A 16,251-nucleotide genomic window follows, 5' to 3' on the forward strand; every position below is an offset into this window, starting at 1 on the left:
TTCAGGAGCAGGATGAGACGTCTCAACCGCACCCTCCTCGTCACCACGGTCCTCCTCACCGCCCTCACCGCGACGACCACCGCCTCGGCAGCCCCCGGCTGCACGTCCTCCGTCCCGTACGTCTCGGGCGTGGGCGGCTATGACACGTACCGCATCCCGGCCGCGATCACGTCCCGCGAAGGCACCGTCCTCGCCTTCGCCGAGGGCAGACGCGGCGGCGCGGGGGACACCGGCGCCATCGATGTCGTCCTCAGGCGCTCGGCTGACGGCGGCTGCACCTGGGGGCCGCTCACCGTCGTCGCCGCCGGGAAGGGCGACACCCGGGGCAACCCGGCGCCCGTCGTAGACCCGCGCACCGGCGCGGTCGTGCTCCTCACCTCCTACAACAGCGGAAAGGTGACGGAGGCCCAGATCATGCGGGGCGAGGTCACGCCCGAGCAGAGCCGCCGGGTGTTCGTGCAGCACAGCCGGGACGACGGCCGGCACTTCACCGCACCCCGTGAGATCACCGCGCAGGTCAAGCGCCCGTCCTGGCGCTGGTACGCGACAGGCCCCGGCCACGCGATCGCACTCACCCGGGGCCCGTACGCGGGCCGGCTGGTCGTCCCCGCCAACCACTCGGCGGCCCCGCCCGCAGGCTCCCCGGACACCGGCCAGGAGCCCCGCTACTACGGCGCCCACGCGCTCCTCAGCGACGACGGCGGCAGGACCTGGCGGACGGGCTTCGTCGACGACTCCTACGACGGCGTGAACAACGCCAACGAGTCGATCGCCGCCCAACTTCCGGATGGCAGGGTGTACTTCAACGCACGCGACCAGCACGGCACGAGCACCGGCAATCGCCTCGACAGCCATTCGCGCGATGGCGGCCGGTCCCTGGACCGGCCGTACACCGTGCAGCCCACCTTGAACGACGTGCCGGTCGTCCAGGGCAGCGTCCTGCAACTCTCAGGCCGCCACGGCCCGTTGCTGTTCTCCGGTCCGTCCGTCCCCACCGCCCGCCGGGCGATGGCCCTCTGGCGCAGCACCGACGGCGGCGCCGGCTTCACCAAGGTACTGACGCTCTCCCAGCAGCCCGCGGCCTACTCCGACCTGGTGCCGCTCGGCCGGAAGACGGTGGGAATCCTCTACGAGACGGGAGTCCAGGGAACCTACGAGACGATCGAGTTCCGCCGCCTGCGGACCGGCCGGCTCTAGAGCAGCCCGGCCGCCGCCAGGTACTTCCCCACCCGCTCCACCTCGTCCGGCGACAGCGGCACCTGCGGCTCCGCCGTCGCCGGGCAGTCGATCACGCCCCGCAGGTGCAGCGCGGCCTTGAAGGCGCCGATCGCCGAGGAACCGGGGCCCATACGGGCCGGGTCGCCGACCGTCACCATGCCGAACAGGGCGCACAGCCGCTCCTGTTCGGCACGGGCCTCCTTCCAGTCCCCGGAGCGGCACAGGCGGTCCAGGCGGACGTAGCCGTGCGGGTCGACGTTGCCGAGGCCGGGCACCGTCCCGTCCGCGCCGAGCGCGAGCGCCGCGTCGACGACCAGCTCGGAGCCGGTCAGCACGCTGAATCCGGTGATGCCCTGGTGGTTCCGGGCGCCGGTCAGGACCTGGCGGAAGGCGGCCAGGTCGCCGCTGGAGTCCTTCAGCCCGGCCAGGACACCGTCGGCCGCCAGTTCCAGGACCACGTCCGCGGGCAGCTTCGTGTGGACGGCGACGGGAAGGTCGTAGGCGATGACCGGGACCGGGCTGCCGGCCGCGACCACGCGGTAGTGGCGGGCGATCTCCGCCGGGTGGGTGCGGGCGTAGAACGGGGCGGTGACGACGACCGCGTCCGCTCCGGCCGCCGTCACCGACGCGACGTGGTCCAGGACCCGGGCCGTCGTCATGTCGATCGCCCCGGCCAGCACCGGGAGCTGTCCGCTCACGTGGGCCGCGACCGACTCGACCACCAGCCTGCGCTGCCGGTCCGGCAGATACGCCGCCTCGGACGTCGAGCCGAGCACGAACAGTCCGCTCACCCCGCCGGCCAGCAGATGGTCGACCAGCCTGAGCAGCGAGGGGACGTCCACCTCGCGGTCCGGTGTCAGGGGCGTGCACACGGGCGGGATGACACCGGTCAGCGGGGTGAGGGTCATGGAGCCTCCATCGGGTCGCTCTGGCGGACGAGGTCGCGGGTCGACTCGTCCTCCTGGACAGGATGGTGGCAGCGGAAGCGGTGCGCGGGGGCCGACGCGGCCGAGAAGTCCGGCATCGCCGCAGCGCAGGTCCCGTCCGCCTTCCAGCAGCGTGTGCGGAACGGGCAGCCGCTCGGCGGGCGGGTCGCCGACGGCACCGGACCGACCAGTGGGATGGGGTCGATCGGGTCGAGCAGGCCGGGCGTGGCGGAGAACAGGGCGCGGGTGTACGGGTGCCGGGCCCGGTCGGTGACCAGGGCGGCCGGGGACTCCTCCACGATCCGGCCCAGGTACATGGTGATCACGCGGTCGCTCATCCGCCGCACCGTCTGGATGTCGTGCGAGACGAACACCAGGGCCAGGCCCAGGCGTTCCTTCAGATCCAGCAGGAGGTTGAGGATCTGCGCCCGGACCGACACGTCCAGGGCGCTCGTCGGCTCGTCCGCCACGACCAGGTCCGGGTCGAGCGCCAGCGCCCGGGCGATCGCGACGCGCTGCCGCTGCCCGCCCGACAACTGGCCCGGCAGGGCGTCGGCGAGGGCCCGGGGGAGACCGACGAGTGACATCAACTCCCGCACACGATCCTCGCGTTGGCTCCTTGTGCCCCGGTCGTGCACGTCCAGCGGGTCCCGCAGGATCTGCCGGACGGGCAGGCGGCGGTTCAGGGCCGTCGACGGGTCCTGGAAGATCATGCCGGTACTGCCGCCGACGGCCCGCCGGCGCTCGGCGGCCGGCATCGCCCACAGGTCCCGGCCCCGGAACGACACCGTCCCCCGCGTCGGCCGCTCCACTCCCACCAGCACCTTCGCCAGCGTCGACTTCCCGCAGCCCGACTCGCCGACCACGCCGACGGTCTCGCCGGGCGCGATGGCAAGGTCGGCGCCGGTCAGGGCGTACACCCGGTCCCGGGTGAACAGGCCGCCGCTGCGGGCCTTGTGCACGACATGCGCCTGTGCCAGCTCCACCAGGGCGGGACCGGGCGGCTCGACCAGTTCGCTCATGACACCGCCTCGGTCTCGGTGACCGACAGCTCTATGGCCGGGTGATGGCAGGCCGCCGTGTGCGCCTCGGGGCCGGTCAGGACCGGAGCCGTCGTACGGCAGATATCGCTCGCGCGCGGGCACCGGTCGGCGAACCGGCAGCCCGCCGGGAAGTCGGCCGGAGACGGCACGACGCCCCTGATCTGCGTCATCCGCTCCTGCGCCGACTCCAGCGACAGCACACTGCCGAGCAGGCCACGCGTGTAGTGATGGGCCGGTGCCTCCACCAGGTCGGCGGTCACGCCCGTCTCCACGATCTGCCCGCCGTACATCACCACCACCCGGTCGGTGACGTCCGCGATCAGCGCCAGGTCGTGCGAGACGAGGATCAGCGCGAAGCCCAGCTCCTCGCGCAGCCGCAGCAGCAGCTCTATGACCTGGGCCTGCACGGTGACGTCGAGGGCGGTCGTCGGCTCGTCGGCGACGATCAGCTTCGGGTCGCGGGACAGGGCCATGGCGATCAGGACGCGCTGGCGCTGCCCGCCGGACAGCTCGTGCGGGTAGCTGCGCAGGGTGCGTTCGGGGTCGAGGCCGACCATCGTCAGCAACTCGGCCGGACCGCGCCGCCCGCCGCGCCGGACGACCTGCTTGAGCTGGGCGCGGATCGTCATCGCCGGGTTCAGCGACGACAGCGCGTCCTGGTAGATCATCGCCATCTCGTGGCCCAGGAGCCTGCGGCGTACGCGCATCGGCTCGGCGATCAGATCCCGCTGCTGGAAGCGCACCTGTCCGCTGACGCGCGCTCCCTTCGGCTGGAGGCCCATGACCGCCAGCGCGGTCAGCGACTTGCCGCAGCCCGACTCGCCTACCAGGCCCAGCACCTCACCGGGATGCACCTCGAAGCTGATGCCGTCCACGATGTCCACGCCGCCGTGCCGCTGGTCGAAGCCGATGGCGAGGTTCTCCACCGCCAGCACCGGCTGCCCGTCCCGGGGCAGACGGCGCGCCCGGGCCCGCAGCCGCCGGGCCGCCTCCGCCAGGCCGGGCAGCCGCACCACCTCCCCGCTGCCGGGCTCCGGCGCCTGGAGCCGGTCGTCGCCGGGCGCTTCCACCTCCCGCGCCGACGGGGCCGCCCACGCGTCGGACACGCCCTCGGACAGGATGTTCAGCGACAGCACCGTGACCAGCATCAGCAGCCCGGGGAACACGGTCGCCCACCAGCCCCCGGTCAGCACCATGTTCTTGCCGTCCGCGATGACACTGCCCCAGGACGGGTCGGGCGGCCGTACACCGGCCCCGATGAAGGACAGCGACGCCTCGAAGACCACCGCCTCGGCGACCTGGACCGTGCAGAACACCAGCACCGGCGCGGCACAGTTGATCGCGACGTGCTTCAGCACGATGTGCGGGGTCCGGGCGCCGATCACCCGTTCCGCCGTCACATAGTCCTCGCCGTACTGGTCGAGGACGTTCGCCCGGACCACCCGTGCCACCGGCGGGGTGAACAGGAACGCGATCGCGCAGATCAGCACCGTGATGCCACCGCCGAACACCGCCACCAGCACGGCGGCCAGGGCGATGCCCGGGAACGCCATCACGACGTCCAGACAGCGCATCAGCGTCTCGTCGACCGCCTTGCGCGAGGTGGCGGCGACGGCCCCGAGCAGCGCGCCGGCCACCAGCGCCAGACCGGTGGCGCCGAGCCCGATCGCCAGCGACCAGCGCGCCCCGTACATCAGCCGGCTGAGGATGTCCCGGCCGAGGCTGTCCTGGCCCATCCAGTGCGCGGCGGACGGATGCCCGGTGCCGTCGACCGGCGGCTGCTGGTCGAGCGGATCGTGCGGGGCGAGGACCGGCGCGAGCAGCGCCATCAGGACGACGACCGCCAGGAAGCAGACGGCGACCTTCGACAGCAACGGCAGCCGGCGCAGGCCGCGCAGCCGCACGCCGGGCCGGGACAGCGCCTCGGCGAGGCTCTTGCGGGACATCATGCGGGTCATCACGTGGTCGCATCCCTCAGTCGCGGGTTGACCAGCAGGTAGAGGACGTCGATGACGAGGTTCACGACGACGAACCCGGCCGCAGTGGTCAGGACGACGCCCTGGACGACGGCCGGATCGCCGTTCTTCACGGCGTCGATCATCAGCTTGCCCATGCCGGGCAGCGAGAAGATCGTCTCGATGACGACCGCGCCGCCGAGGAGATAGCCGACGCGCAGGCCGAGCACGGTGAGGGGGTTGATCAGGGCGTTCCGAAGGACGTTTCGCCCGACCACCACCCGCGGCGGCAGCCCGCTCCCGATCGCCGTCCGTACGTAGTCCTTGTCCAGTTCCTCCACCACGGCCGTCCGCACGATCCGGGTCAGCTGCGCCGCCACCGGAAGGGAGAGCGCGAGGGCGGGGAGCGTCATGGTCTTCAGCCAGCCGGTGAAGGAGTCGGCCGGGTTGATGTAGCCGCCGGTAGGGAACCAGCCCAGCTCGACGGCCAGGTACTGGATCATCAGCAGGGCCAGCCAGAAGCCGGGCGCGGCGACGCCGGTCAGCGACACCACCCGGATGATCTGGTCGGGCAGCCGGTCCCGGTAGATCGCCGCGGTCACCCCGCCCACCAGGGACAGGACGACCGCGACGCCCAGCCCCAGGAAGGTGAGCTGGAGGGTGAGCGGCAGCGCGGTGGTGACCTGGTCGATCACCGGCGCCCGGGTCAGCGCGCTGGTGCCCATGTCGCCGTGCAGCACGTCGGCGACGAAGTCGACGTAGCGCACGGGCAGCGGGTCGAGCAGGCCGTGTTCCTCCCGGAAGTCGTGCAGCTGCTGGGGTGTCGGGTTGGCGCCCTGGAAGAACGCGGACGCCGGGTCGACGTCCGAGAACCGCATCACCAGGAACACGAACAGCACGATGCCGAGCATCAGCGGCACGAGCAGGGCGATACGGCGGAGCAGAATCCGTACGACGGCGATCACGTGGCGAAGGCCCTCCTGTCCGTCAGGCCCACTTGGCCTGGAGGAGGTTGATGCCGGGGTACGGCTGTGGCCTTATCCCGCTGAGCCGCTTGGGGTTCCAGGCCGTCATCAGCTCGTTGTGGACGACCGGGTAGAGCACGGCCTGTTCGGCGACGACGTCGATGTAGTCCTGGACCATCGTCTTCTTCTTCCCGGCGTCCGGCTCCCGGGTGGCCCGGTCCATGTCCCTGAAGAGCGCCTTGGCGACGGAGTCGCCAGCCCAGCGTGTGTACTGCATCCACAGGTTCTCGGGCCCGTAGTTGTAGTGCATGATCAGATCGGCGTCGAGACCGAACTGGTTGGGGTTGGAGGCGGCGGCGACCACTTGGTAGTCCTGCTTCTGGTCCATCTTCGTGAAGACGGCCGTGGTCTCCTGCGGCGACAGGGTCGTGCGGACCCCGATCGCGTCCCAGGAGGACTTGATGGTCGGCAGGCAGTCCACGATCCAGCTGACGTTCACCGCGAGGATCTCGATGCTCAGCCCCTTGACCCCGGCGGCCTTGAGCAGCGCCTTCGCCTTGTCCGGGTCGTAGTCGTAGACGGCCTTGGCCCGGCGGTAGGACGGGTTGCTCTCGTCGAGGAAGGAACTCGCCGGCTTCCCCCGCCCCTTGAGCGCGACCTCCACCATCTTGCCGGTGTCGATGGCGTAGTGCAGGGCCTGGCGCACCCGTACGTCGTCGAAGGGCTTGTGCTTCGTGTTGAACATCAGGAACAGGTTGTTCATCCCGGCCCCGCCGGCGACGGTCAGACCGCCGCTCTCCAACTGCCCGATGTTGGCGTACGGGATGTTGTCCGCGATCTGGGCCCCCGCGCTCGACCCCGAGATCTTCGCGACGCGGGGCGCCGCGTCCACGATGGTCAGCCAGTTCATCTTCCGGAAGGCGGGCTTGCGCGGCCCGTTGTAGTCGGCGAACGCCTCGAAGGTGGTGTTCGACTTGGGGTGGTGCGCGGTCTGGCGGTACGGCCCCGACCCGACGGCCAGCCCCTTGATGGCCTCGTCCCAGCCGCCCGGCTTGGAGAACACGTGCTTCGGCATGATCTTGGCGAGCGTCAGCCGTGCGAGCCCGTCCGGGAACGGGAACTTGAGCACGAGCTCCACGTTCCGCGCGTCGATCTTCCGGACCTCCTTCAGCCAGCTCGCGAAGAAGCCCTTGGCGAGGGTCTGGGTGTCCGGGTCGAGGATCCGCTCGAAGACGAACACCACGTCGTCGGCGGTCACGGGCTTCCCGTCGTGGAACTTCGCACCGGCCCGCAGCGCGAACTTCCAGGACGTGCTGTCCGGGTCCTTGGGCACCTCGGTCGCCAGGGCCGCGTACGGCTCTCGGGAGATCGGATCGGTGTCCAGCAGACCCTCGTAGATGTGGTTGTTGGCGGCCATGCAGAACGCGGACGCCGTCTGGGTCGGGTCCCAGCTGCCGTCGTTGCCGTAGCCGATCACCGCGGTGAGCGTCGGGTTCTCGCCGTCGCCCCCGCCGGTCTCGTTGGTGGACTCCGGCCCGGACGAACAGGCCGACAGCGACGCGGAGACGGCGGCGGCAGCGCCCAGCGCGCCGGTGTACTTCAGGAACGTCCGGCGGTGCGGCGCCGGTACGTCATGGGTCACGTCGCGCACGGGTCCTCCAGAGGGAGAGGTCTGGAAAGGTGTGAAGGAGGGAGGGAGATACGACGTCCTACGTCCGGGCGGTCAGCGCGACGATAGGAGGGGGCGTGAGGGCGGTCAAGGGGTCGCACACGAATGGCGTATCTGCCAGAGGTCGCACCAATGGCACTGTGAAATGGCGTGAGTTGACGGCCTATCAGGGCGGGCCCGGCACTGGGTACCGCCAGAGGTGGGACGTGGGACGTCTGGGGCGCGTACGATGCGGCGCATGTCCGAGGAGCCCAGGACCAGCCGGATACAGCGCCAGGTCGTCCAGCTCATCCTCGACCGCAGACTCACCGCCGGCGCGCCGCTGCCCACCGAGGCCGAGCTGATGGAGACCCTCGGTGTCAGCCGCAACTCCGTCCGCGAGGCCCTCAAGGCCCTCCAGGCCCTCGACATCGTCGAGATCAGACACGGCTACGGCACCTATGTCGGCAAGGCCTCCCTCACCCCGCTCGTCGACGGCCTGACCTTCCGCACCCTGGCCCGGCACGACGACGACACCGGCGCCCTCGCCGAGATCCTTCAGGTCCGCGCGGTGCTGGAGGAGGGCCTGATCCGCCGGGTCGCCGCGACACTCACCGAGGCGGAACTGGACAACCTGGAGGGCGTGGTGACCCGCATGGAGTCCGCGGGCGGCACGGGCCGCATGGGCAGCACCTTCCCCGACCTCGACCGAGAGTTCCACGAGGCCCTGTACGCCTCCCTCGGCAACGCCCTCGTCCCCCAGCTCCTCGGCGCCTTCTGGACCGTCTTCCGGCGGGTCTCCGGCGCCCGCGGCTGGACCGACGACCCGACCCCCGAGATCACGGTCCGCCGCCACCGCGACATCGTCACCGCCCTGCGCGCCCGCGACGTGGAGGGCGCGCAGCGGGCGATGGCGGTCCACTTCCGGGGGATCGAGGCGCGGGCGGCGGAGGAGTCGCGGGGGGTGGGGTGATTCCGCTCCGGGGTGATTCGGCTCCCTGCCGAGCGGGCGCGGAGCATGATGAGGGGCGTGACCGAGCTGTGGAACGAGAGTGACGCCGGCGTCCTGAGACTGCCTTCCGGCCGGTTGGTCCGCGGGCGAGGCCTCCGCCGCCCCCTGGAACCCGGCGCGCCCGTACCCACCCACGGCGTCTACCTGCTCGGCAGGCAGCCGCCCGAGGTCCCCTGGGAGTCGGGCTGGATCCGCTGGCCCGACTTCCGCCTCCCGTCGGACCGGGCCGCCGCCCGCGCGGTGCTGGCCGACGCCTGGGAACGGGCCGCCGGGGAGCGCGTGGAAATCGCCTGCGGCGGCGGACGCGGCCGCACGGGCACGGCCCTGGCCTGCCTCGCCGTCCTGGACGGCGTACCCGCCGAGGAGGCGGTGGCGTACGTCCGCCGGCACTACGACCGGCACGCGGTGGAAACGCCCTGGCAGCGGCGGTACGTACGCCGGTTCGGCGAGGGACGGGCCTGACGGGCCTGACGGGCCTCTCCTTCGGCGCGGCACCTCATACCTTGGTCGCGCCGCCGTAGACCGACGGCCGACAGCGGACCCGGCACCCGCGTCGGCACAGTGAACGGCATGGAAGAGACCAAGGGGAACAAGCAGACGAACGGGATCAGCCGGGCGCGGTTCCTGGCCGGGGCGGCGGCGGTGGGGGTCGCCGGAGCGGTGGGCCCGGCGGGGCAGGCCCTGGCGACGGAAGCCGGGCACGGCCGGGGGCTGCGCCGGCAAGGCGTCGTCTACACCGTCGGGGCGGGGGAGACACCGGGCACCGCGTGGAGTGCGCGCCGGATGCGGGCGGATGTGCGGGCCATCCGTGACGACCTGCACGCCGACACCATCGACGTCACGGGGGACGGCGTCGAACGGCTCACCGCCACCGCCGCCGAGGCCGCCGAACGGGGGCTGCACGTCTGGCTGCAGCCGACCCTCGGGGACGCCCCGCAGCGGGACATCCTGGAACACCTGGCCGAGACCGGCCGGTTCGCGGAGCGGCTGCGGCGGCAGGGCGCGAGTGTCGACTTCAGCGTCGGCTGCGAGTTCTGGCTGTTCGTCCCCGGCATCCTGCCGGGCGAGACGGCCCTGGACCGCATCAGGCACCTCCAGAACGGCACGGTCGACTGGCCGCGTACGCTGCGCCGCCTCGCCGAGTTCACGGCGAAGGCCGCCAAGGTCGGCCGCTCCGTCTTCAAGGGCAACCTCAGCTACGCCGCCGCCCAGAGCATCGACGACCCGGACTGGAGCCTCTTCGACATCGTCGGCATCGACTACTACTCGTACTTCGAGAAGCGGTCCGACTACGTCCGGGAGCTGAAGCAGTACCTGCGCTGGGGCAAGCCGCTCGCCATCACCGAGTTCGGCACGTGCGCGTACGTCGGTGCCCCCGAGGCGGGCGGCATGGGCTGGGACGTCGTCGACTATGACAAGGAGCCGCCGGAGATCAAGGGGGACCTGGTCCGCAGTGAGCGCGTCCAGGCGGACTACGTGGGCGAACTGCTGGACGTCTTCGCGTCGATGGGCCTGTACGCGGCGATGACCTTCGAGTTCATCAGCGCGGACGCCCCGCACCGCCCGGACGAGCCCCGTCTCGACCTCGACATGGCGGCGTACGCCATCACCAAGGCGATCAAGGACCGTCCGGACGACCCCGCCTCCGGCTGGCACTGGGAGCCGAAGGAGGCGTTCCACGCGGTGGCCCGCCGTTACGCCCGACGCGCGCGGCCCGGGACGCGGAGGGACCATGGCTGAGGAGGTGCGCCTATGGAATGGACCCTCGAGGTGGTCGCCGTACCGGTCACCGACCTGGACCGGGCCAAGGCCTTCTACGTGGACCGGTGCGGTTTCCGCGCCGAGATCGACGCCTCGTTCTTCGAGGGCGTGGGCCGCTTCGTCCAGCTCACGCCGCCCGGCTCCCGCTGCTCCATCGTGCTGGAATCCGGCATGCCGGACGCACCGGGGCAGCCGCCCATGACCCCCGGGGCGCTGCGGGGTCTCCAGCTCTGTGTCACGGACATCGAGAAGGCCAGGGCGGAGCTGGTGGGACGCGGGGTGGAGGTATCGCCGGTCCTGCACGTGAGCGCGTCCGGCTGGGCGGAGGGCCGGGGCGAGGAGGGCTGGAACTCCTTCCTCTTCTTCCAGGACCCCGACGGCAACGGCTGGGCCATCCAGGAGGCCCCGGCACCCCTCGCCCAGCGTTGAACTAGGCGCAGTAGGTGTCCCGGTCCGGGCGCTCGCCCGTCGCCAGGAAGCGGGAGACGGTCCGGTCGCCGCAGGCGTTGCCGTTGGCGAGGTAGGCGTCGTGGCCGGTGGAGTTCACGGTGACCATGACGGCCCGGCCGCCGAGGGCCTGGCGCAGCTTCCGGGCTCCCGCGAGCGGGGTGGCGACATCGCGCTCGTTCTGCACGAGCAGGATGTTGGAGGGCCCGCGGTCGGTGACGCGTACGGCCGGTTCCTTCGGCTCGTAGGGCCAGGCCGCACACACCATCGGTCCGCGCGGCATGCCCGCGGTCAGCGGGTACTTGGCCCGGCTGTCGTCGACGCCCTTCTGGTACGCGGAGGCCGACTCGGGCCAGTCGACGTCATTGCAGATGGTGCCGACGCCGACCGCGGCGACGTTCTGGAGCACCGACTCGGGCGGGGCCTCGGGCACGGGTGGCACGGTGCCCTTGCGGGCGGCCAGGATGGTCTTGGCCAGGGTCGGGTAGTCGTCGGGGTCGTAGAGGCTGGACAGCATCGTCTGGCGCAGGACATTGCCGTCCAGCCGGTCCGGGTCGGCGCCGGGCCAGGGGAGGGGATGGCGGTCCAGCCGGGCGGCGAGGCGCAGGAAGCCGGAACGCACCTCGGCGGGCGTAGCGGCGACCCGATGCGGGTTGCCGGGCCTGGAAGCCCACTTGGCGAACTCCGGGAAGTTGTCCTCGACGCCGACCTCGAACGCGGCGAGCCAGTTGCGGGTCACCCGGGTGGGGTCGGGGTTGTTGTTGCTGTCCAGCACGATGCGGTCGGTACGGTGCGGGAACAGTTGGCTGTACACGGCGCCTACGTAGGTGCCGTACGAGACGCCCCAGGCGGACAGCTTGGTCTCGCCGAGGGCGGCCCGGACGCGGTCGAGGTCGCGGGCCTCGTTGGCGGTGCTGATGTGCCGGATGAGCTCTCCGCCCTTGCGTGCGCAGGCCTCCGCCGTACGCCGGGCGGTGGCCATGTTCTCGGCGACGGATCCGTCCGGGGCCGGCCAGGGAAGGAGCTTCGTCATGCCGAGGTCGGCGGGGTCGAGCTTACAGTCGGCGGCGGTGGAAGGCGCCATGCCGCGAGGCGCGAACCCGACGAGATCGTAGGCGTCCCGCACACTCTGCGGCAGCTTCCGCCCCTTGCCGGAGGGGTCGGCGAGACTGTCCCCACCGGGGCCACCCGGGATGAGTAACAGCGCGCCTCGGTGGGCCGAGGGCTTCTCACCGGGGATACGGGAGACGGCGATCTGGATCTTCCTGCCGTCCGGATCGGAGTAGTCCATGGGCACGTCGACGGTGGCGCACTGCTGACGGGGGTCGAGGCCGGTGCCCTCGCACTTGGTCCACTTGAGGGGGCCGGCGGGAGTGGCGGAGGCGCCGCCAGGCCCGGCCAGGCCGAGCACGACACCGACGGCGGCGGCCAGCGCCGCGTACTTCGTGATCTGCTTCATGTCCAGCAGCCTGGCGGACCTGGACACACGGTCACATCCGGGTAACTCCCCGATGTTCCAGGGGGATTACCCCCAGGGGGTCGCTCGCGGACTCTTGCCGGGCCGGCGCACCATGAAGATGTCGACCGGGTCCTGGGTTTCCACCGTGAAGCCGTGGCGTTCGTAGAGGCGACGGGCCGGGCTGCCTTGGAGGACGTTCAGGCGTACGAGTTCGGCGTCGGCGTCGGTTCGGGCCAACAGGGTTCGCAGGACCGCCGAACCAAGGCCTCGGCCCTGGACGTCCGGGCTGAGGTAGAAGTGCTCCAGCCAGTGGCCGTTCTCGGAGGGGCGCAGCGCGACGCTGCCTACGAGCGTGCCGTCGGCCTCGATGACCGACGTGTGCTCCGGGCAGAAGGCATCCCGTAGACGCTGCCTGACCCGGTACTCGTCGTAGCGGCCCAGCCGTTCCAGGTCCGGGCGCATGACCACGGCCCGTATCTCCACGATCGGCTCGAGGTCTGCCGGCTCGGCCGGGCGCATGGCCCATCGCGCGTCCACGGCCGGATTATGTCAGCGGCGGTGGTGACGTATGAACTCCGCCCAGGCGCTGGCCCCGACGAGGACGACAGGGCTGTCGGCCAGCTTGCTGTCGCGGACGGGGACAGCGCCGGGGACTCCGTCGGCGATCTCGACGCAACTGCCGCCCTCGCCGTTGCTGTAGCTGCTCTTTCGCCAGCAGGCGTTGCTCAGGTCGTCCTCGTGCATCGTCTGTAGTCCTCAGCCGCGGATTCGATCAGGGCCAGGGACGCCTCTGGAGACAGTGCGGCGACCCTGAGCAGATCGTAAGCGCGCTGTGCGTTCTTCACCACGCTCGGGTCGTCCACCAACGTCCCCGAAAACGACGTCTCTGTATAGGCGACGGGCGGTGCGTCGTCGAACCGCATGAGCGTCAGCATCCCACCCATGGAGGGGTGGGCACCTGCCGAGTACGGCAGCACCGTCACCATCACTTGACGCTCCCGCATCAGGCGGGCGATGTGGTCCAGTTGGGCAGCCATCGCCTCACGACCGCCGACCGGCATCCGCAGCACGTTCTCGTGCAGGATCACCCAATACTCGGGCCTTGTAGCGTCCGCGAGGATCTGTGCCCTTTCCAGACGGGCCGTGACCTTCTCCTCGATGTAGTCGTCTGTGACGAACGGGTTCGCCGCCACGGTGACTGCCCTGGCGTACCCGGCCGTCTGTAGAAGCCCCGGCACAAGCGTCGGTGCGAACTCGCAGATCTGCGCTGCCTGCCGCTCAAGCTCCACAACCCTCGCGAAATAATCCGCATACCGCTTATCGTCAATCAGCTTCCTGCACAGCCGCTCGAAAATACCGTCGGTTTGCAGCACCCCGTCGATGCGCTGCGCCACATCCAACTGCGGCTTGCGAATGGCCTGTTCGAACTGGCCGATGTATCCGCCGGAGACAAAAACCCGCGACCCCAGCTCCACCTGGGTGATCCCCGCGTCCTCCCTCCGCCGCTTGAGCTCCGTGCCGAAGAACTCCCATGCCGCCTGCCGAGAACCGTTGGCCATTGCCGAACCCCTTTGTGCTGCCCCGCAGTTGTAGGGCACAGACCTCTCCCGAGTGTAGGCGCGGAGCGTCACCGTAGGGATGCGAAGAGTGAAACTGCAAAAGGAAGGGGAGCACCGTGGAGGCACGACACTCGGCGCACTGCGTCGAAGAAGCGGAGGACGCGGTGAAAGAATTGCGGGCAGAACTCGCCAAGGCGGGAATTACCCTGCCGTCACTGGGTCTGGACCCGGTGAGTCTTGCGCGGGAAGCACCCTGTCCGCTCGTGGAATTGGGCCGGTGTTCCGTGGAGACCGCCCGGCGGCTCGCGGCGGTGCTGCGATGAAGCCCCCGGTCGGCGCGTATGTCGTGGACACCCGTAGCGGACGCATCGGCATCGTCATGGGGCATGAGGGGCCCTACGTGCAGCTGCGGCCGTACGGGGGCGGGAAGGAATGGGACGTGGACCCCGGTGCCGTCCGGCACGCCACCCCGGCCGAGCGGCTGAGCGCGGCTACGGCGTACGCCAACGCCCGCAGCAGGGGTGAGGTCCCTTGACCCGGGCGACCCGGTGACCCTGCGAGAATGACGTCATGAGTCTGTTCCGCGACGACGGCATCGTGCTGCGCACCCAGAAGCTGGGTGAGGCGGACCGGATCATCACGCTGCTCACACGCGGTCACGGACGAGTACGGGCCGTGGCCCGGGGCGTGCGCCGGACTAAGTCGAAGTTCGGTGCGCGCCTCGAGCCCTTCTCGCACGTCGATGTGCAGTTCTTCGCGAAGGGGAGCGAGCTCGTCGGGCGGGGACTGCCGCTGTGCACGCAGAGTGAGACCATCGCGCCGTACGGCGGCGGGATCGTCAGCGACTACGCGCGGTACACCGCCGGGACCGTCATGCTGGAGACCGCCGAGCGGTTCACCGATCATGAGGGGGAGCCGGCCGTGCAGCAGTATCTGCTGCTCGTCGGCGGGCTGCGCACCCTCGCCCGGGGAGAGCACGCCCCGCATCTCGTGCTCGACGCCTTCCTGCTGCGCTCCCTCGCCGTCAACGGGTACGCCCCGAGCTTCACGGACTGCGCGAAATGCGGGATGCCCGGGCCCAACCGGTTCTTCTCGGTCGCCTCGGGCGGTTCCGTCTGCGTGGACTGCCGGGTGCCCGGCAGCGTCGTACCCTCGCCCCAGGCCCTCGAACTCCTCGGCGCGCTGCTTACGGGAGACTGGGAGACCGCGGACGCGTGCGAGGCGCGGTACGTCCGCGAGGGCAGCGGGCTGGTGTCCGCGTATCTGCACTGGCACATGGAGCGCGGGCTGCGTTCCCTGCGGTACGTGGAGAAGTAGGCGCGCCCGTACAGACGTATTGCAAGCAAGCACGAGGAGCGAGAGACACATGGCCGTACGCGGGATCCTGGGGCGCCAGCGCCGGGAGTACAGGACGCCGGAGCCGCACCCGTCCGGCGCACGGCCGCCGAAGCTCGGAGAGCTCGTACCGAAGCATGTGGCGATCGTCATGGACGGCAACGGACGATGGGCCAAGGACCGGGGGCTGCCGCGCACCGAGGGTCACAAGGTCGGCGCCGAGCGGGTGCTGGACGTGCTCCAGGGCGCCATCGAGATGGGTGTCGGCGCGATCTCCCTGTACGCCTTCTCCACCGAGAACTGGAAGCGGTCGCCTGACGAGGTGCGCTTCCTGATGAACTTCAACCGGGACTTCATCCGCAAGACCCGCGACCAGCTCGACGAGCTGGGCATCCGGGTGCGCTGGGTGGGCCGGATGCCGAAGCTGTGGCGTTCCGTGGCCAAGGAGCTGCAGATCGCCCAGGAGCAGACCAAGAACAACGACCGGCTGACCCTGTACTTCTGCATGAACTACGGCGGACGGGCCGAGATCGCCGACGCCGCGCAGGCGCTGGCCGAGGACGTGAAGAGCGGGAAGCTCGACCCCTCCAAGGTCAACGAGAAGACCTTCTCGAAGTACATGTACTACCCGGACATGCCGGACGTGGACCTGTTCCTGCGCCCGAGCGGTGAGCAGCGCACCTCCAACTACCTGATCTGGCAGAGCGCCTACGCCGAGATGGTCTTCCAGGACGTGCTGTGGCCGGACTTCGACCGGCGCGACCTGTGGCGGGCGTGCCTGGAGTTCGCCTCGCGCGACCGGCGGTTCGGCGGGGCCATCCCGAACGAGGAGCTGCTGGCCATGGAGGGCAAGCAGGACTAGGTCCCACCGGCATCCCTGGGCCCGGCAGCCCCTCCGGTGGCAGCCGGGCCGTACCGCCGCT

General features: G+C 70.7%; 18 protein-coding genes. 9 read left to right on the forward strand and 9 right to left on the reverse strand.

Annotated elements, in window-relative coordinates; translation table 11 throughout:
* The first annotated feature begins 12 nt into the window (after positions 1–12).
* The gene (locus tag OG542_RS27375; RefSeq protein ID WP_328414127.1) at positions 13–1,197 is read left to right on the forward strand and encodes a sialidase family protein; all 1,185 of its coding nucleotides are present in this window, start codon (positions 13–15) and stop codon (positions 1,195–1,197) included.
* On the opposite strand, the gene OG542_RS27380 is transcribed toward OG542_RS27375, so the two are convergent.
* Genes OG542_RS27380 through OG542_RS27400 form a run of 5 tightly spaced genes read right to left on the reverse strand, consistent with a single transcriptional unit; the run spans position 1,194 to position 7,758 of the window.
* A complete protein-coding gene (locus OG542_RS27380) occupies positions 1,194–2,126 on the reverse strand; it encodes a dihydrodipicolinate synthase family protein (protein ID WP_328414129.1) in 933 nt (310 codons plus the stop codon). The two genes, OG542_RS27375 and OG542_RS27380, sit on opposite strands and share 4 nt — an antisense overlap.
* A complete protein-coding gene (locus OG542_RS27385) occupies positions 2,123–3,166 on the reverse strand; it encodes an ABC transporter ATP-binding protein (RefSeq protein WP_328414131.1) in 1,044 nt (347 codons plus the stop codon). The genes OG542_RS27380 and OG542_RS27385 overlap by 4 nt, the downstream gene beginning before the upstream one ends.
* The gene (locus OG542_RS27390) at positions 3,163–5,136 is read right to left on the reverse strand and encodes a dipeptide/oligopeptide/nickel ABC transporter permease/ATP-binding protein (protein ID WP_328418132.1); all 1,974 of its coding nucleotides are present in this window, start codon (positions 5,134–5,136) and stop codon (positions 3,163–3,165) included. The genes OG542_RS27385 and OG542_RS27390 overlap by 4 nt, the downstream gene beginning before the upstream one ends.
* 8 nt (positions 5,137–5,144) lie before the next feature.
* Complete coding sequence (locus OG542_RS27395) at positions 5,145–6,107, reverse strand: ABC transporter permease (protein WP_311125609.1); 963 nt, start codon at positions 6,105–6,107, stop codon at positions 5,145–5,147.
* A gap of 22 nt (positions 6,108–6,129) precedes the next feature.
* Positions 6,130–7,758: an ABC transporter substrate-binding protein gene (locus OG542_RS27400; protein WP_328414133.1), complete on the reverse strand. Its 1,629-nt coding sequence runs from the start codon at positions 7,756–7,758 to the stop codon at positions 6,130–6,132.
* 247 nt (positions 7,759–8,005) lie between these two features.
* Here OG542_RS27400 and OG542_RS27405 point away from each other — a divergent pair, with 247 nt between their 5' ends.
* The 4 genes from OG542_RS27405 (at position 8,006) to OG542_RS27420 (ending at position 10,957) form a co-directional block, all read left to right on the forward strand.
* On the forward strand, positions 8,006–8,728 hold the full coding sequence (locus OG542_RS27405) for a FadR/GntR family transcriptional regulator (RefSeq protein ID WP_311125607.1): 723 nt from the start codon (positions 8,006–8,008) through the stop codon (positions 8,726–8,728).
* A 48-nt stretch (positions 8,729–8,776) separates the two neighbouring features.
* Positions 8,777–9,229 (forward strand): protein-tyrosine phosphatase family protein, encoded by a 453-nt coding sequence (locus tag OG542_RS27410; RefSeq protein WP_328418134.1) that lies wholly within the window; start codon positions 8,777–8,779, stop codon positions 9,227–9,229.
* A 108-nt stretch (positions 9,230–9,337) separates the two neighbouring features.
* Positions 9,338–10,507: an abortive phage infection protein gene (locus OG542_RS27415; RefSeq protein ID WP_328414136.1), complete on the forward strand. Its 1,170-nt coding sequence runs from the start codon at positions 9,338–9,340 to the stop codon at positions 10,505–10,507.
* Positions 10,508–10,519: 12 nt separating this feature from the next.
* Positions 10,520–10,957, forward strand: coding sequence for a VOC family protein (locus OG542_RS27420; RefSeq protein WP_328414138.1), 438 nt, complete (start codon positions 10,520–10,522; stop codon positions 10,955–10,957).
* Between the two features lies 1 nt (position 10,958).
* Here OG542_RS27420 and OG542_RS27425 read toward each other — a convergent pair whose 3' ends face one another.
* From OG542_RS27425 to OG542_RS27440, 4 genes are all read right to left on the reverse strand, one after another.
* Positions 10,959–12,434: an alpha/beta hydrolase gene (locus OG542_RS27425; protein WP_328414140.1), complete on the reverse strand. Its 1,476-nt coding sequence runs from the start codon at positions 12,432–12,434 to the stop codon at positions 10,959–10,961.
* A 66-nt stretch (positions 12,435–12,500) separates the two neighbouring features.
* Entirely contained in the window at positions 12,501–12,953 is a 453-nt protein-coding gene (locus tag OG542_RS27430) for a GNAT family N-acetyltransferase (protein ID WP_328418136.1), read from the reverse strand.
* Positions 12,954–12,983: 30 nt separating this feature from the next.
* Positions 12,984–13,178, reverse strand: a complete 195-nt coding sequence (locus tag OG542_RS27435) for a DUF397 domain-containing protein (RefSeq protein WP_328414141.1) — start codon at positions 13,176–13,178, stop codon at positions 12,984–12,986.
* A complete protein-coding gene (locus OG542_RS27440) occupies positions 13,160–13,993 on the reverse strand; it encodes a helix-turn-helix domain-containing protein (protein ID WP_328414142.1) in 834 nt (277 codons plus the stop codon). Before OG542_RS27440 ends, OG542_RS27435 begins: the two co-directional genes overlap by 19 nt.
* A gap of 116 nt (positions 13,994–14,109) precedes the next feature.
* On the opposite strand from OG542_RS27440, the gene OG542_RS27445 reads away from it, so the two are divergent.
* Genes OG542_RS27445 through OG542_RS27460 form a run of 4 tightly spaced genes read left to right on the forward strand, consistent with a single transcriptional unit; the run spans position 14,110 to position 16,190 of the window.
* Positions 14,110–14,316: a hypothetical protein gene (locus OG542_RS27445; RefSeq protein ID WP_229845541.1), complete on the forward strand. Its 207-nt coding sequence runs from the start codon at positions 14,110–14,112 to the stop codon at positions 14,314–14,316.
* The gene (locus OG542_RS27450; protein WP_189723394.1) at positions 14,313–14,528 is read left to right on the forward strand and encodes a hypothetical protein; all 216 of its coding nucleotides are present in this window, start codon (positions 14,313–14,315) and stop codon (positions 14,526–14,528) included. Before OG542_RS27445 ends, OG542_RS27450 begins: the two co-directional genes overlap by 4 nt.
* A gap of 35 nt (positions 14,529–14,563) precedes the next feature.
* The gene (gene recO / locus OG542_RS27455) at positions 14,564–15,310 is read left to right on the forward strand and encodes a DNA repair protein RecO (protein WP_003990109.1); all 747 of its coding nucleotides are present in this window, start codon (positions 14,564–14,566) and stop codon (positions 15,308–15,310) included.
* A 49-nt stretch (positions 15,311–15,359) separates the two neighbouring features.
* The gene (locus OG542_RS27460) at positions 15,360–16,190 is read left to right on the forward strand and encodes an isoprenyl transferase (RefSeq protein WP_261677570.1); all 831 of its coding nucleotides are present in this window, start codon (positions 15,360–15,362) and stop codon (positions 16,188–16,190) included.
* Positions 16,191–16,251 lie beyond the last annotated feature (61 nt).

The organism is Streptomyces violaceus, from assembly GCF_036014075.1.
GTDB classification, from domain to species: domain Bacteria; phylum Actinomycetota; class Actinomycetes; order Streptomycetales; family Streptomycetaceae; genus Streptomyces; species Streptomyces violaceus.

Excerpts from the sequence above, each read along its gene's own strand:
- OG542_RS27450 (WP_189723394.1), top strand. The coding sequence starts at position 14,313 with ATGAAGCCCCCGGTCGGCGCGTATGTCGTGGACACCCGTAGCGGACGC.
- OG542_RS27425 (WP_328414140.1), bottom strand. The coding sequence starts at position 12,434 with ATGAAGCAGATCACGAAGTACGCGGCGCTGGCCGCCGCCGTCGGTGTC.
- OG542_RS27410 (WP_328418134.1), top strand. The coding sequence starts at position 8,777 with ATGAGGGGCGTGACCGAGCTGTGGAACGAGAGTGACGCCGGCGTCCTG.
- OG542_RS27440 (WP_328414142.1), bottom strand. The coding sequence starts at position 13,993 with ATGGCCAACGGTTCTCGGCAGGCGGCATGGGAGTTCTTCGGCACGGAG.
- OG542_RS27385 (WP_328414131.1), bottom strand. The coding sequence starts at position 3,166 with ATGAGCGAACTGGTCGAGCCGCCCGGTCCCGCCCTGGTGGAGCTGGCA.
- OG542_RS27420 (WP_328414138.1), top strand. The coding sequence starts at position 10,520 with ATGGAATGGACCCTCGAGGTGGTCGCCGTACCGGTCACCGACCTGGAC.
- OG542_RS27415 (WP_328414136.1), top strand. The coding sequence starts at position 9,338 with ATGGAAGAGACCAAGGGGAACAAGCAGACGAACGGGATCAGCCGGGCG.
- OG542_RS27405 (WP_311125607.1), top strand. The coding sequence starts at position 8,006 with ATGCGGCGCATGTCCGAGGAGCCCAGGACCAGCCGGATACAGCGCCAG.
- OG542_RS27460 (WP_261677570.1), top strand. The coding sequence starts at position 15,360 with ATGGCCGTACGCGGGATCCTGGGGCGCCAGCGCCGGGAGTACAGGACG.
- OG542_RS27435 (WP_328414141.1), bottom strand. The coding sequence starts at position 13,178 with ATGCACGAGGACGACCTGAGCAACGCCTGCTGGCGAAAGAGCAGCTAC.
- OG542_RS27375 (WP_328414127.1), top strand. The coding sequence starts at position 13 with ATGAGACGTCTCAACCGCACCCTCCTCGTCACCACGGTCCTCCTCACC.
- recO (WP_003990109.1), top strand. The coding sequence starts at position 14,564 with ATGAGTCTGTTCCGCGACGACGGCATCGTGCTGCGCACCCAGAAGCTG.
- OG542_RS27390 (WP_328418132.1), bottom strand. The coding sequence starts at position 5,136 with ATGATGTCCCGCAAGAGCCTCGCCGAGGCGCTGTCCCGGCCCGGCGTG.
- OG542_RS27380 (WP_328414129.1), bottom strand. The coding sequence starts at position 2,126 with ATGACCCTCACCCCGCTGACCGGTGTCATCCCGCCCGTGTGCACGCCC.
- OG542_RS27430 (WP_328418136.1), bottom strand. The coding sequence starts at position 12,953 with ATGCGCCCGGCCGAGCCGGCAGACCTCGAGCCGATCGTGGAGATACGG.